The sequence below is a fragment of the Streptomyces sp. GQ60 genome, from assembly GCF_059758875.1.
Map to the genome: position 1 here is coordinate 139,215 of NZ_JCAXEG010000013.1, position 14,658 is coordinate 153,872.

Below are 14,658 nucleotides of genomic sequence, written 5' to 3' on the forward strand. Positions count from 1 at the left end.
ACCCACCTCCGGCGAAGGGGGACTTCTCCATGCCCATCACCGTGGCCCGGTTCAACCTCATCGATCCGAACGGCACCCCGGAAACCCTCTCCGCCCGCTACAAGGCCGCGCTGGAGATGGCGAAGTACGCCGACGACCGCGGGATCGACACCATCCAGACCGAGGAGCACCACGGCACCGACAACAACTGGCTGCCCTCCCCCTTCGCCTTCGCGGGCGCGGTCTTCGGCGCCACCCGCCGGATCGCCGTCACCGTCTCGGCGATCATCGGCCCGCTGTACGACCCGCTGAAGGTGGCCGAGGACATCGCCGTACTGGACCTGCTCAGCGGCGGCCGCCTCGTCACGGTGGCCGGCATCGGCTACCGGCCCGAGGAGTACGAGCAGCACGGCGTGGAGTGGGGACGGCGCGGCAAGCTCCAGGACGAGCTGCTGGAGACCCTGCTGAAGGCGTGGACCGGCGAGCCGTTCGAGTTCCGCGGCCGTACCGTACGGGTCACCCCGCGGCCCTTCACCCAGCCGCACCCGCTGCTCCTGGTCGGCGGCAGCTCGGAGGCGGCGGCCCGCCGGGCGGCCCGCCTGGGCCTGCCGTTCTTCCCGAGCGCGCACCTGCCCGAGCTGGAGGCGTACTACCACGCGAAGCTCGCGGAGTACGGCACGGAGGGCTTCTGCATGATGCCGGCGGCCGAGACCCCGCTGCTGCACATCGCGGAGGACCCGGACCGGGCGTGGGACCAGTACGGCGAGCGCTTCCTGCACGAGGCCGGGATGTACGCCTCCTGGCAGTCCAAGGACATCCGCAGCGCCGTACGGTCGGGCGCGCACACGGTGGCGGAGCTGCGTGCCGAGGGCGTGTACCGCATCCTGACCCCGGACGAGGCGGTCGCGTACGCCCGCGGCGCCGAGGCGGGGAACCTGGTGCTGCACCCGCTGTGCGGCGGGATGCCCGTGGACGAGGGCTGGCGGAGCCTGCAGCTCCTGTGCGAACAGGTGCTGCCCCGCCTCAAGGACTGAGACGGGGCAGCGCCTCCTCCGAGAGGAGAGGGGCCGTTGGCGGGGGTGGTCAGCCCATCTCCTCCAACGCCTTGCCCTTGGTCTCCGGCACCCATTTGAGGATGAACGGGATCGAGAGCACGGCGAAGACCGTGTAGATGACGTAGGCGCCGGACAGGTTCCAGTCCGACAGGGTCGGGAACGACACCGTGATGACCCAGTTGGCGATCCACTGGGCGGCGGCGGCCACGCCGAGCGCGGCGGCGCGGATCCGGCCGGGGAACATCTCCCCGAGCAGCACCCAGACGACCACGCCCCAGGACAGCGCGAAGAAGAGGACGAAGCAGTTGGCGGCGACCAGGGCCACGATGCCCTGGGCGTGCGGCAGCGCGATGTCGTCGCCGGCACCGGACTTGTACGAGAAGGCCCAGGCGGCCATGCCCAGCGAGATCGCCATGCCGGTGGAGCCGATGAGGGCGAGCGGCTTGCGGCCGATCCGGTCCACGAAGATCATCGCGATCACCGTGCCGATGATGTTCACGACCGAGGTCTCGAAGGAGTACAGGAACGAGGCGCTCGGGTCGATGCCGACCGACTGCCACAGCGAGGAGCTGTAGTAGAAGATCACGTTGATGCCGACGAGCTGCTGGAAGACCGACAGGCCGATGCCGACCCAGACGATGGGCAGGAAGCCCCGCCTCCCGAGCAGGTCCTTGAAGGTGGACTTGTGCTCGGAGCGCATGGCGTGCTCGATGTCCGCGACGCGTCCGTCGAGGTCGACGTGCTCGCCCTCGACCTCGGCGAGCACCTTCCGGGCCTCGGCGTTGCGGCCGACGGAGATCAGGAAGCGCGGGGATTCCGGGATCACGAAGGACATCAGCCCGTAGAGCACGGCGGGGACCACCATCACGCCGAGCATCCACTGCCAGGCTTCCAGGCCGCCGATCTTGCCGCGCTGGTCGCCGTCCGCGAGGTTGAGGATCCCCCAGTTGACGAGCTGGGAGACGGCGATGCCGATGACGATCGCGGCCTGCTGGAAGGAGGCGAGCCGGCCGCGGTACGCGGGCGGGGACACCTCGGCGATGTAGGCCGGGCCGATGACCGAGGCCATGCCGATGCCGAAGCCGCCGATGACCCGCCACATCGCCAGGTCCCACAGGGCGAAGGGCAGGGCCGAGCCGATGGCGCTGGCCGTGAAGAGGACGGCCGCGATCTGCATGCAGCGGATACGGCCGATCCGGTCGGCGATGCGGCCGGCCGTGGCGGCGCCGAGGGCGCAGCCGATCAGCGCGGCGGCGATCACCTGGGCGAGGGTGGCGGGCCCCACGTCGAAGCGGTCCCGGATCGCGACGACCGCGCCGTTGATGACGGAGCTGTCGTAGCCGAAGAGGAATCCACCCATGGCGGCGGCCGCGGTGATGAAGATGACGTGCCCGAGGTGGTCGGGCTGCGATGCAGGGCCGCTGCCCGACGCCGAGGCCCGCGCTGTGCTGCTGGTCAAGGTCTGCTCCTGCGTGCCCGGATGCGGTGACGGGCGGGTGGGGGTAATTCCTTCCAGTGGCGCACAGGTCAAGATCGGGCACCACCCGAAGGGATACAGCGGGAGCGAGCTTATGTGTTCATTTCTTGAAGTCAAGAGGGAGGGTGGAATGAAGGTGAGCGCGCCGCTTGCGGCCATTGGCGTGAACCGAGGGAGATTCGAGGTTCACTTCTTGAAAGGATGACGGCTGACGCGTGTCACCCGGGGAGGCGTCACCGGAGGCGCTGGCTGATGACCTTCGAGACCCCGTCGCCCTGCATCGAGACCCCGTAGAGCGCGTCGGCGACCTCCATCGTCCGCTTCTGGTGCGTGATCACGATCAGCTGCGAACTCTCCTGCAGCTCCTCCATGATCCGGATCAGCCGCTGGAGGTTGGTGTCGTCGAGCGCCGCCTCGACCTCGTCCATCACGTAGAACGGGCTGGGCCGCGCTTTGAAGATGGAGACCAGCAGGGCCACGGCGGTCAGCGAGCGCTCGCCGCCCGAGAGCAGCGACAGCCGCTTGACCTTCTTGCCCGGCGGCCGGGCCTCGACGTCGACGCCCGTGGTGAGCATGTTGTCGGGATCCGTCAGGATCAGCCGGCCCTCGCCGCCGGGGAACAGCCGCGAGAACACCCCCTCGAACTGACGGGCCGTATCCCGGTACGCCTCCGTGAAGACCTGCTCGACCCGCTCGTCGACCTCCTTCACGACCTGAAGGAGGTCGGCTCTGGTCTTACGCAGGTCCTCCAGCTGTTCGCTGAGGAACTTGTGCCGCTCCTCCAACGCGGCGAACTCCTCCAGTGCCAGCGGATTGACCTTGCCGAGCTGCTGGTAGGCACGCTCGGCCGCCCTCAGCCGCTTCTCCTGCCGGGCCCGCACGAAGGGCTCCGGCCCGGCGTCCGCCTCCGCGGCGTCCCGCTCCTCCCCGTCCACGGACGGGCTGGGCGGCACCGGCTGGTCCGGACCGTACTCGGCGACGAGACCGTCCGCCGCCATCCCGAACTCCTCCAGCGCACGGTTCTCCACCTGCTCGATCCGCATGCGCTTCTCGGCGCCGAGCACCTCGCCGCGGTGCACGGAGTCCGTGAGCTTGTCGAGTTCGCCCTTCAGGCCGCGGCCCAGGCCCCGGGCCTCGTCGAGCTCGCGCTCCCGCACCCCCTTGGCGTACTCGGCGGACGTGCGCTCCCGCACGGCGCGGGTCAGCGACACCTCGATGTGCGCGAGCAGTTGGCGGGCTCCGGAGGCGACGGCCGCGGCCACCCGCGCTTCGTACCGCAGCCGTTCCCGGCGGCGCTCGGCCCGGGCACGGGCCTCCCGCTCGGCCCGGGCCCCGCGGTCGAGGGAATCGGCCCGGCCCGCGAGCCCCTTCACCCGCTCCTCATGGGTCCTGAGCTGCAGCCGGGCCTCCATCTCGGTCTGCCGCGCGTTCGCCCCGTCGGCCGCGAGCCGGTCCCTGCGCGAGGTGTCGGGCTCCTGCGCCGCCTCCTCGACCTGGTCGTTCTCCTCGGCGACGGCGAGCCGTTCCGCACACTCCTCCACGTCGGCCAGCGCCTGCTCCAGCGCATCCTGCGCCGTGGCCGCGGCCGCGGCCGCGCGCTCGGCTTCGCCCAGCGCCCCCTTCGCCTGCCCGGCGAGCCGCCCGAGCTGCTGGGCGACGCCGGCCCGGGCCCGCTCGGCGGCCCGCCGGAGCTCCCCGAGCTCCTCGACCCGGGCCCCGGCCGCCACCCGGCGCGCGTCGGCGGCCTCCTTCTCACCGGCCAGCACCAGGCAGCGGCCGTCCAGCCGGGCCAGCTCCGCGGCGGCCTCGTCGACGGCGGCCCGCACCTCGATCAGGCTGGGCACCCCGGCGGACCCGCCGTGCGCGAGGTGCGCGCCGAGCACGTCGCCCTCGGCGGTCACGGCCACCAGCTCGGGCCGCGCGGCGACGAGCGCCTCGGCCTCGTCGAGCCCCCCGACGACAACGAAGTCCCGCAGCACCCAGGCCACGGCCCGAACGACCTCGGCGTCCCCCTGCACGAGCCCCGCGGCGGCGACCGCCGGCTCCGTGCACCCCGGAGCCGACACCTGAGCCCCGCCGACCGCCACACCCGGCGCGGCCACCGCCGGGGCCGGCCCCTTCAGCCCCGCCGCGGAGGCCGCCGGGCCCGAACCCGCCGCCCGATCCTGATCCGCGGCGGCCACCGCGGCCCGGGCCGCCTGAGCCGGGGCCGCATCGCGGGCCTGAATCTGGCCCGAGGCAGAGGCCGCGCCCGAATCCGGGGCCTGCGCCTGGCCCGGGACCCCGGCCACCGCCACCGAACCTCCGGAGGCCGCCGCCTGGCCCGGGACCCCGCCCCCCACCGCCGAACCGCCGGAGGCCACCGCGCCCGAAGCGATCAGGAAGGCGGCCCTTCCCGCGTCGCCCTCCCGGAGGTACCGGATCGCGCCGGCCGCCGCCGCCGTCGACGTGACGGCCACCGCGTCCGCGGCCGCGCCCAGCGCCGCCGCCACCGCGACCTCGTACCCCGGGGTCACGGACAGCCGCTGCGCCGCCGGCCCCAGCAGCCCCTCCAGCCGCGCGGCGAGCAGTTCCGCCGTACCGTCCTTGCGGCGCAGTCCCATCGCCAGGGCGTCCCGTCGCGCCGACACCGCAGCCCGCGAACGCTCCGCCGCGGCCAACGCGTCCCGGGTCTCGGCGAGTCCGGCCTCCGCCGCCGCCAGCTCCGCCCGCGCGGCCTCGTACTCCCCGAGCCCCGAAGCGGACCCCGAAGCCGAGCCGGTAGCAGAGCCCTGCCCCGCGCCCGCCCCGGAAGGCTCTTCCTCGCCGACTTCCTCCGCCAGCGCCTCGTACTCCTCGCGCGCCTCCTCCGCCCGCGCCCGCGCCCCGTCCCGCGCCACGACCAGCCTGTCGATCTCCGCCTGGGCCGCGCCCGCACGGGAGCGGGCCGCGCCGAGCCGGCCCCTCAGCCGTGCCAGCGCCTCGCGCCGGTCGGCGATGGCCCGCGCCACGTCCCGCAGCCGCCGTTCCTCGTCGGCCAGCGAGCGCTCCAGCTCGGCCCGGTGGGAGACCGTGTCCTCCAGCGCCCGCGCGGCCGCCTCCAGCGCGGCCGCCAGCTCCGCCTCCTGCTCGCGGATCCGCGCGGCTTCCCTCTCCATCTCCTCCGGGTCCCGGCCCGGCCGCTCCTCCTCGGCCGGCGCGGAGGCCGAGGTGACCCGGGCGTCCGCCAGCGACACGGTCCCGCGCACCCGTTCGGCGAGCTGCGACAGCTCGTACCAGGTCTGCTGCGCCCGCTGGAGCCGTGGCGCGAGTTCGCGTACGGCCTCCTCGAGTTCGGATTCCCGCCGTACCGCCGCCGCGAGCTGCGCCTCGGCCGCGTCCTTGCGTTCCTTCAGCGCCGCCTCGTCCGCGATCTCCGCGTCGAGCGCGCCCTTCAGCGTCACGAGGTCGTCGGCGAGCAGCCGCAGCCGTGCGTCCCGCAGGTCCGCCTGGATCACGGCCGCGCGCCGGGCCACGGCCGCCTGCCGCCCGAGGGGCTTGAGCTGGCGCCGCAGCTCGTCGCCGAGGTCCTGCACGCGCGCGAGATTGGCCTGCATCGCGTCCAGCTTCCGCAGCGCCTTTTCCTTGCGCTTGCGGTGCTTGAGCACTCCGGCCGCCTCCTCGATGAAGGCGCGGCGGCCCATCGGATCGGCGTGCAGTACGGAGTCCAGCTGGCCCTGTCCGACGATGACGTGCATCTCGCGGCCGATGCCGGAGTCGGAGAGCAGTTCCTGGATGTCGAGGAGGCGGCAGGTGTCGCCGTTGATCTGGTACTCGCTGCTGCCGCCGCGGAACATGATCCGCGTGATGGTGACTTCGGCGTACTCGATCGGCAGCGCGCCGTCGGAGTTGTCGATGGTGAGCGAGACCTCGGCGCGGCCGAGCGGCGGGCGGCCGGTCGTGCCGGCGAAGATGACGTCTTCCATCTTCCCGCCGCGCAGGGACTTGGCCCCTTGTTCGCCCATGACCCAGGAGAGCGCGTCCACCACGTTGGACTTGCCGGAGCCGTTGGGGCCCACGACACAGGTGATGCCCGGCTCGAAGCGCAGGGTGGTCGCGGACGCGAAGGATTTGAAGCCACGCAGGGTCAGGGACTTGAGGTGCACGCCGCCGGACTCTACCTCTCGCGTTCGGTTTCGCCCCTGAAGGTGCAGGGCACATCAGACGTTAAAGGAATGGGCCCCCCACCTGGCGCAACGCCGCCCGGCAGCCGCGTCCGCGGGTGGAAACGGCGGCATACGGAGCCGGAGCGGGAACGGAAAGAAAGAAGGGACGCCGAAGCGTCCCTTGCAGATCATGCGGTTCTGTTGATCGAGCGACGAGGGAGCGCGGATCAGGTGAGCGCAGGCTCCGCCTGGGGTACGTCGAGGTCGATGCTGTCAAGCAGCGAGTCTCCGTGCTGTGCGGCGGCCGCGTTCAGAGCGTCGTTTTCGGACTGGATTCGTCCGAGCTCGGACTCGAGGTCCTGGACGCGCTGCTGAAGCCGTCGCATCTCGGCGAGGAGTCGCGGGTCGGAACCGCCGACGTAACCGAGAAGCGCCTTTGCCATGATGGATGGTCCTCCACACTGAGTGACCGACCGAAGCGGTGTGGGTCGTGAGGGAATCGCACCCGCGGATGTCCGGCAGCGACTGTCAGTCACTGCATCGATCTTTGGCTGACACTGTGTACTGCCAGCACTGCCAAACAGCTCAGGTGCGCGGGGCTTCCAGCGTCTCACCAAAAAGTTTGACGGTCAACACGATCACGCCCCGTATCGGCGGGCATCCCGGCCCCCACAAGGGGCGTGGAGATCATCCTCGTCTCCGAGCCTTCCACGGATCCGCCGCGTCGGCAACGCCTCGGCGATGAATGCGCAGTTCCGACCGCATGCGGACCATCGGGCGATGTGTTCAGTGCATGATCAGTCGATCCCTCACCGGATCGCGAACCCGTCGTAGCCGCCGCGCGGTGTGCCCCAGATCTCTGTCACCCCGTCCACCTTCCCGGGCGTGTCGGCGCCGTGCAGCCACTCCAGGAGCCGGTGGCAATTCTCACGTTGACCTTCGGCCACCACCTGTACTCGCCCGTCGTCCAGGTTGAGCGCGAAGCCGGTCAGTCCGCCGATCTCCATGGCGTTGGCCCTGGTGAACCAGCGGAAGCCCACTCCCTGTACACGGCCGCGTACCCAGGCGGTCATCCGCACGTCTTCGTTCATGCCTGAACGCTAACCGGGCAAACAAATCCGGGGCACCTCACCCCCTGTCGCCATGGCGTACAGTCGCGCAGCAATGAGCTCACCCATTTGGGTGAGTAAAGGTTGATCTTGAAGCATCCCGAACCCCAGGAAGGTGAGCCGCGATGGGACGCCACCGAATCCACGCCGCGCCCCGCCGCGGCGGCAGGCGCCGCACCGCCCTGCGAGGCGGACTGCTCGGCGCATCCGTGGCCGTGGTCCTCGGCACGGCGGCCGTCACCACGGGCGTCGTCCCGGTCGGCTCCTCCTTCCCCTACGTAGGGGTCACGGCCGCGAGCTCCGACGCGAAGACGGCTGAGTCCAAGGCCAAGGCATCGCCGAGCCCCGAGAGCGCGCCGCAGCAGCAGGGCGGCCTCGCCAACCTCTCCGGCCGGGCTTCCACCGGAGCGGGCACCCCTTCTTCCACTCCCTCCCCCTCCGCCTCGCCGTCCCCGTCGGCCACGCCTTCCCCGTCTCCCTCCACGGAGCCGTCGAAGACCCCGGAGGCGAGCCCCACCCCGGTGCCGGTGAAGCCGAAGCCCTCCGCGCCGAAGCCCTCCGCCCCCGCGGCCCCGGCGACCCCGCCCACCTCGGCCGGCCACTCCGCCGAGGAGACCGCCGTGCTCACCCTGGTCAACCAGGAGCGCTCGCGGACCGGCTGCGTTCCGGTCCGGGCGAACCCGCCGCTGGCGGCGCTGGCCGGGGCCTTCAGCAAGGACATGGCCGTCCGGGGCTTCTTCGACCACACCGACCCCGACGGGAACACCCCGTGGGACCGTGCCACCAAGGCCGGCATATCGGGGATGGGCGGCGAGAACATCGCCCGCGGCCAGGGCGACGCGGCGGCCGTGATGAAGGCCTGGATGAACAGCCCCGGCCACAAGGCCAACATCCTCAACTGCGAGTTCCGCACCCTGGGCGTCGGCGTGTACAACGCCGCCGGCGGCCCCTGGTGGACCCAGAACTTCGGCTTCTGACAGCGGCGACGGGCGGGGGCACGGTCGGGCGCGGCGATATCCGCCGCGCCCGACCGTGCCCCCGCCCGTTTTCCGTACCGGCCCCCCGTAGCGCCCCTCGTACCGCGCCCCGCGCTGGGCGGCATCGCCCGGCGGCCGGGCGGTACGTCAGGCCGAGGCCAGGGCGGCGCGCCCGGCGAGCAGGACACGGGTCTGCTGGGCTACGCGGCCGCCGAGGTGCTCGGCGGTGGCGATGTCGGCCTTGTGGACGAACTCGGCACCCTGGTCGCTGTTGGACTGGGCCGCGGCGCCGTCGAAGAAGCCGAGGCGGTTGAGGTCGTTCTCGGAACCGGTGCTGGAGTTCCAGCCGGGCTTCAGGCCCAGGTTGACCCAGCTCATGCCGTGCTGCGCGGCCAGCGTCTGGAAGTAGTCGAGGGTGTTGCCCTTGTCGCCGGACTTCGAGCCGGAGTTGGTGAAGCCCGCGGCGACCTTATCCTGCCAGCCGCCCCCGAACCAGATCTTCGAGGTGGCCTCGGCGAAGACGTGGAAGGCGCCGGAGGCGGTGCCCATGTAGGTCGGAGCGCCGAAGACGATCGCGTCGGACGCGGTCAGGAGCTCCCACTGCGCGTCGTCGATCTCGTCGACCTTGATCAGGTGCACCGTCGCGCCGGCGTCGACGGCGCCGGCCTTGACGGCCTCGGCGATCACGGCGGTGTGGCCGTAGCCGGAGTGGTAGGCGATCGAGACGACGGGGGTGTACGTGGCTGCGGACAAGGCGGTTCTCCCTCGGAAGACACCGTGGTGGGTCACGGCGTTGCACGGCGTGGTAACGACCCCAAGGAAAGCACTAACTTTTTGAAAGCGCAACCTGGATCGTCGGCGCTACCGAGTAGTAGGCTGAACCCATGCAGACTCCAAGGTGTGGCGAGGCCGAGGACGACCGTGCGCCCGAACAGGTCTCCGAGGCCCCGGGTGATTTCGATGTGTTCGCCCGCGCGTGCCCGTCCCGCGAGACGCTCGAACACGTCACGGGCCGCTGGGGCAGCCTCACGGTCGGCGCCCTGTCCAGGGGGCCGTGCCGTTTCAACGAGCTGCGCCGCCGCGTGGACGGGATCAGCGAGAAGATGCTCTCCCAGACCCTGCACGCGCTGGAGCGCGACGGCATCGTCAACCGGGAGGCGCAGCCGACCAACCCGCCCCGCGTCGACTACGAGCTGACCCCGTTCGGCGCGGCGGTCGCGGAGCGCGTGGACGCGCTCATCGGGCTGCTGGAGGGCAACATGCCCGTGGTGCTCTCTTCCAGGTCCGCCTACGACACCGCGCGCGAAGGCCGCTGACAGCGCGGGCAGAAGTAGCTCGACCGGTTCATCCAGGGGCGGCGCCGCATCGGAGTGCCGCAGCGTCGGCAGGGCTCGTCCTCCCGCCCGTAGGCGTCGAGGGACCGGTCGAAGTAGCCGGACTCTCCGTTGACGTTGACGTAGAGGCTGTCGAAACTGGTGCCGCCGACGGCGAGGGCCTCGTTCATGACGTCTCGGACATGGCCGAGGAGTTCCGTGCTCCGGGGGCGCGTGAGGGTGGCCGTGAGGCGCTCGTAGTGCAGCTTGGCGCGCCAGAGCGACTCGTCCGCGTAGATGTTGCCGACCCCGCTGATCAGCGACTGGTCGAGCAGCGCCCGCTTCACCGTGGTGCGCTTGGCTCGCAGCGCCAGGTGGTAGACCGCCTCGTCGAACATCGGGTCCAGGGGGTCCCGCGCGATGTGCGCGATGACGTCGGGCAGCCCGTCCTCGCTGCCGGGGACGCAGGGGTGCAGCGACAGTCCGCCGAAGGTCCGCTGGTCGACGAAGCGCAGTTCGGTACCGGCCCCGTCCCCGAACCGGACCCGGATGCGCAGGTGCTTCTCGTCGGGGGCACCCTCGGGCTGCACCAGGAGCTGCCCGCTCATCCCGAGGTGTCCGAGCACGGAGTGCTCCTGCTCCTCCAGCGGCAGCCACAGGTACTTGCCGCGCCGCTGCGGCACCCCGAAGGTCTGCCCCGCGAGCCGCGCCGCGAAATCGGCGCCGCCGCCCGCGTGCCGCCGTACCGCGCGCGGATGCAGCACCTCGACGGCCGTGACGGTCCGCCCGGCCACCCAGCACTCCAGCCCGCGCCGCACCACTTCGACCTCGGGCAGCTCGGGCACGGTGTTCCTCCGGAGGTTCGGATCGGGCTCTCTCCCGCGAGCGTACCGACCCGCCCTGCGGGGCTCGGCCCCTACCCGCCCTTCCGACCCACGCCTCAACGCCGACGGGGCCGGCGGGGCGCCCGGGCCGGGCTGGTCGGCGCCCGGAAACGGGTCCGCCCCGCCACCTGCCGGAGCAGGTGGCGGGGCGGGGGTTCCCGGAAGAACGGGTCAGGCGTTCGACATCGGATCGGTGGGGGCCGGGGCCCCGTCGTCCTCGGCCGGAGCCGGGGCCTCGGTCGCGGCCGGAGCCTGGACCTCTGCCGGAGCAACGCCGTCCACGGAAGCCGCCGCGGTACTGATACCGCGCCACGCGGACTCGGCCGCCTGCTGTTCCGCTTCCTTCTTACTGCGTCCGACACCGGAGCCGTAGGAGATGCCACCGACGCGCGCGGCGGCGGTGAAGGTCTTCTCGTGGTCCGGGCCGGTCTCGGTGACCAGATATTCGGGCACGCCAAGACCTTCGGCCGCCGTGAGCTCCTGGAGACTGGTCTTCCAGTCCAGGCCGGCACCGAGGTTCGAGGACTTCTCGATGAGCGGGTCGAAGAGCCGGTGAACCAGCTCCGAGGCCGCGTCGAGGCCCTGGTCGAGGTAGACCGCGCCGATCACCGCTTCAAGGGTGTCGGCGAGGATGGAGGCCTTGTCCCGGCCACCCGTGCCCTCTTCGCCCCGGCCGAGCCGGATGAAGGAGCCGAGTTGGAGGCCGCGGCTGACCTCCGCCAGTGCACGCGAGTTGACTACCGCGGCCCGCAGTTTGGCCAGTTGGCCTTCCGGCAGGTCGGGGTGGGTCGTGTACAGCGTGTCCGTGACCACCAGGCCCAGCACGGAGTCCCCGAGGAACTCCAGCCGTTCGTTGGTGGGCAGACCGCCGTTCTCGTACGCGTACGAGCGGTGGGTCAGCGCACGCACCAGAAGGGCGGACTCGAGTCGATACCCGAGCCGCCCTTCCAGAAGCACGTGGGACGAGGCCGCGTTGTTACTGACTGCCTGCTTCTCAGCGTTGGACAGCTCAGACATTGCGCCTCTCACCAGCCGCTCAGACCTCGAGGACCTGGCGCTTGTTGTAGGTGCCGCAGCTCGGGCACGCAATGTGCTGGAGCTTCGGCTCCTGGCAACGCTCACACGAAACCAGGGTGGGGACCGCAGCCTTCCACTGCGACCGGCGGTGGCGCGTGTTGCTGCGCGACATCTTCCGCTTCGGAACAGCCACGGCTACTTCTCCTGCTTCTCGGCGGCGCTCTGAACTCCGTCGGAGGCAGTGCCGCTCATATTGTCCTTCTCGACGCCCTGATCGGTGACGAGTCCCTGCAATGCCGCCCAACGGATGTCGACGGCGTCATGGTGGTGGTCCGGGTCGTCGTTCAGGCTGAGCCCGCAATCGGGGCACAGTCCGAGACAGTCCTCCCGGCACACCGGCTGCAGCGGCAGTGCGAGCACCACCACATCGCGCAGCACGGATTCGAGGTCGAACAAACCGTCCTCGAGAAAGAGCGTGTCCTCGTCGTCCTCGGCGTCGTCGGCCGGCTCCGCCTTGGAGCGGATCCGGTCGTCGGCGTCAGGGTACGAGAACATCTCCTGGAAGTCCGCCTTGAGCTCACACTCGACGGCCTCCAGACACCTTACGCATTCCCCGGTTGCCGAGCCACGGGCGGTGCCTGTGACAAGCACCCCTTCCATGACCGACTCCAGACGGAGCTTGAGATTCAGCCGACTGCCTTCCGGCACTCCGATGACTCCGGCGAGACCGAGGTCCGCCGGCGCCGCGATCTCACGGGACAGCCGCAGCATGGCACCAGGACGCCGACCCAGCTCGTGCGTGTCGAACACGAGGGGGTTGCGGTGGTCGAGGTGGGTGTTCAGGGCTGTTCCCGCTTTCACAAAATCACTGGAGACTGCTGAAGATCAAGATTTCCGCCACTCAAGGGCAGCATGGATCGCGGTGCATACGCGCGACCGAAGAGCCAGGATACCCGCCCCTTCGCCCTGAGCCCAATCCAGGTCCGCGGCGAGGTCAGCGACCCTGCTCGTACTGGCGCAGCTGGTCCAGATTGATCATGCTCGTGTCGAAGAAGCTGGTCTCGTCGAGCGCCGCCTGCTGGTCCTGTGCGGACTGCTGCTGCTGGACCTGCTGGTAGCCGCCGTAGGGGTCGGGCTGCTGGTCGTACGAGACCGCGTACGGGTCGGGCTGCTGCTGGACCTGCTGGTAGCCGCCGTAGGGGTCCTGGTACGCGTAGGCGTCCTGCTGGACGGGCTGCCCGGAATAATGTGCGGCGTAGTCCGCTCCGGTGGAGCCGGTGCTCGCACCGGGGTAGGAGCCGTACGCCGGCTGCGGCTCCGGCTGCGCCTGGGCCTGTGCGGGGATCAGCGGCGCCTGCGGCTCGGCCAGCCCCGCCAGGAAGTCCGCGTCGCTCGCGGAGCGCGACTGCTGGTGCCCCGCCGCGTCCTGGGCGGCCATGTGCGCGCCGAGGTCGTCGGTGGCCACGCGGCCGAGGAGCTTCTGCCGGCCCCGGCCGACGGCCTCCAGGGTCTTGGAGAGCACCGCTTCGAAGGTCGCCAGCTTGGTGTCCACGTAGTCGTCCGCCTGCCGGCGCTGCGTCTCGGGGTCGTGGCTGCGCTCGGGCGCCTCGGTGTCCGCGTAGCCCTGGTCGTCCAGCCCGGGCCCGCGGCCCAGCAGCTTCTCGCGGCCGCGGTCCACCGAGCCGATGGTCTTGGTGAGCACGACCTCGAAGTTCGCGAGCTTGCTGTCGACGTAGTCGTCGGCCTCGGCCTTGACCTCGTCCGCCTCCCGGCGGGCCTCCGCCAGGATCCGGTCCGCCTCGTCCTGGGAGCGCCGCGCGACCTCGGTGTCGGAGATCAGCGAACCGCGCTGGGCGTGCGCCGACTCGATGATCCGGTCGGCCTCCCGACGGGCCTCTTCGACGAGCTGCTCCCGGCCGCCGATGAGCTCCTGGGCCTGTGCGAGCGAGCCCGGCAGGGCCTTGCGCACCTCTTCGAGCTGGGCGAGCAGCTCGGCGCGGTTGATCACGCACGAGGCCGACATGGGCATGGACCGGGCGCTGCCGACGGCCGCGACGATCTCGTCGAGCTTCTTCTGCACGTCCATGGGTGCTCGCACTCTCTCGGCCCCGGGCGGTTCCCGAGACGGACGGGACGACTGTAAGGCCACCGGCCCGGGGGCCGACACCGACTGGCACCGGCCCGGACCGGGGGCAGGGAGCGTCGGCGACCGGGGTCAGCGCTGGGCCAGACGCTCCAGCAGCGCGGCGTGCACGTGTGCGGGCAGCAGGTGGGCCACGTCGCCGCCCCAGGCCGCGACTTCCTTGACCAGGGAGGAGGACAGGAAGCTGTAGGTGGGGTTGGTCGGGACGAAGAGCGTCTCGACGCCCGACAGCCCCATGTTCATCTGGGCCATCTGCAGCTCGTAGTCGAAGTCGCTGACGGCGCGCAGACCCTTGACGATGGCCGGGATCTCCCGCTGCTTGCAGTAGTCGACGAGGAGCCCGTGGAAGGACTCGACCACGATGTTCCCGTAGCCGGCGGTCGCCTCGCGGATCAGCTCGATCCGCTCATCGACCGTGAAGAGTCCCTGTTTGGACTGGTTGATCATCACGGCGACGTGAACCACGTCGTAGAGCCGCGAGGCCCTGCCGATGATGTCGAGGTGTCCGTTGGTGACGGGGTCGAACGACCCCGGACAGACGACGCGGCGCAACTGCATTCCCTCGTTCCCGGGTGCGGGC

General features: G+C 71.1%; 14 protein-coding genes. 3 read left to right on the forward strand and 11 right to left on the reverse strand.

Going from position 1 to position 14,658, the window contains the following annotated elements:
- Positions 1-29: 29 nt before the first annotated feature.
- The gene (locus tag AC6CKD_RS27955; protein WP_498330957.1) at positions 30-1,013 is read left to right on the forward strand and encodes an LLM class flavin-dependent oxidoreductase; all 984 of its coding nucleotides are present in this window, start codon (positions 30-32) and stop codon (positions 1,011-1,013) included.
- Positions 1,014-1,062: 49 nt separating this feature from the next.
- Here the strand turns inward: AC6CKD_RS27955 and AC6CKD_RS27960 are convergent, their stop codons facing one another.
- The 4 genes from AC6CKD_RS27960 to AC6CKD_RS27975 form a co-directional block, all read right to left on the reverse strand.
- Positions 1,063-2,493 (reverse strand): sugar porter family MFS transporter, encoded by a 1,431-nt coding sequence (locus tag AC6CKD_RS27960; RefSeq protein ID WP_498330959.1) that lies wholly within the window; start codon positions 2,491-2,493, stop codon positions 1,063-1,065.
- Positions 2,494-2,744: 251 nt separating this feature from the next.
- Positions 2,745-6,635, reverse strand: a complete 3,891-nt coding sequence (locus tag AC6CKD_RS27965; RefSeq protein ID WP_498330960.1) for an AAA family ATPase — start codon at positions 6,633-6,635, stop codon at positions 2,745-2,747.
- Positions 6,636-6,862: 227 nt separating this feature from the next.
- Positions 6,863-7,078, reverse strand: coding sequence for a hypothetical protein (locus AC6CKD_RS27970; RefSeq protein ID WP_030227372.1), 216 nt, complete (start codon positions 7,076-7,078; stop codon positions 6,863-6,865).
- A gap of 366 nt (positions 7,079-7,444) precedes the next feature.
- Complete coding sequence (locus AC6CKD_RS27975) at positions 7,445-7,726, reverse strand: acylphosphatase (protein WP_243337703.1); 282 nt, start codon at positions 7,724-7,726, stop codon at positions 7,445-7,447.
- A 143-nt stretch (positions 7,727-7,869) separates the two neighbouring features.
- Between AC6CKD_RS27975 and AC6CKD_RS27980 the strand changes: the two genes are divergently transcribed.
- Positions 7,870-8,721: a CAP domain-containing protein gene (locus AC6CKD_RS27980; protein WP_498330963.1), complete on the forward strand. Its 852-nt coding sequence runs from the start codon at positions 7,870-7,872 to the stop codon at positions 8,719-8,721.
- A 147-nt stretch (positions 8,722-8,868) separates the two neighbouring features.
- Here AC6CKD_RS27980 and AC6CKD_RS27985 read toward each other — a convergent pair whose 3' ends face one another.
- Entirely contained in the window at positions 8,869-9,474 is a 606-nt protein-coding gene (locus AC6CKD_RS27985; protein ID WP_498330964.1) for a flavodoxin family protein, read from the reverse strand.
- Between the two features lie 131 nt (positions 9,475-9,605).
- On the opposite strand from AC6CKD_RS27985, the gene AC6CKD_RS27990 reads away from it, so the two are divergent.
- Positions 9,606-10,037 (forward strand): winged helix-turn-helix transcriptional regulator, encoded by a 432-nt coding sequence (locus AC6CKD_RS27990; protein WP_498330966.1) that lies wholly within the window; start codon positions 9,606-9,608, stop codon positions 10,035-10,037.
- On the opposite strand, the gene mutM is transcribed toward AC6CKD_RS27990, so the two are convergent.
- The 6 genes from mutM to coaD all read right to left on the reverse strand — a co-directional run bounded on the left by mutM (position 10,010) and on the right by coaD (position 14,630).
- Positions 10,010-10,879 carry a bifunctional DNA-formamidopyrimidine glycosylase/DNA-(apurinic or apyrimidinic site) lyase gene (mutM, locus tag AC6CKD_RS27995; RefSeq protein ID WP_498330968.1) on the reverse strand — a complete coding sequence of 290 codons (870 nt, stop codon included), beginning with the start codon at positions 10,877-10,879 and terminating at the stop codon, positions 10,010-10,012. The genes AC6CKD_RS27990 and mutM overlap by 28 nt on opposite strands.
- A gap of 210 nt (positions 10,880-11,089) precedes the next feature.
- Positions 11,090-11,935: a ribonuclease III gene (gene rnc / locus AC6CKD_RS28000; RefSeq protein ID WP_498330970.1), complete on the reverse strand. Its 846-nt coding sequence runs from the start codon at positions 11,933-11,935 to the stop codon at positions 11,090-11,092.
- Positions 11,936-11,954: 19 nt separating this feature from the next.
- A complete protein-coding gene (gene rpmF, locus AC6CKD_RS28005) occupies positions 11,955-12,128 on the reverse strand; it encodes a 50S ribosomal protein L32 (protein WP_003965982.1) in 174 nt (57 codons plus the stop codon).
- Positions 12,129-12,130: 2 nt separating this feature from the next.
- Entirely contained in the window at positions 12,131-12,796 is a 666-nt protein-coding gene (locus AC6CKD_RS28010; RefSeq protein ID WP_266904102.1) for a YceD family protein, read from the reverse strand.
- A gap of 133 nt (positions 12,797-12,929) precedes the next feature.
- The gene (locus AC6CKD_RS28015; RefSeq protein ID WP_498330973.1) at positions 12,930-14,021 is read right to left on the reverse strand and encodes an ATP synthase subunit B family protein; all 1,092 of its coding nucleotides are present in this window, start codon (positions 14,019-14,021) and stop codon (positions 12,930-12,932) included.
- Positions 14,022-14,150: 129 nt separating this feature from the next.
- Positions 14,151-14,630: a pantetheine-phosphate adenylyltransferase gene (coaD, locus tag AC6CKD_RS28020; protein ID WP_498331025.1), complete on the reverse strand. Its 480-nt coding sequence runs from the start codon at positions 14,628-14,630 to the stop codon at positions 14,151-14,153.
- Positions 14,631-14,658 lie beyond the last annotated feature (28 nt).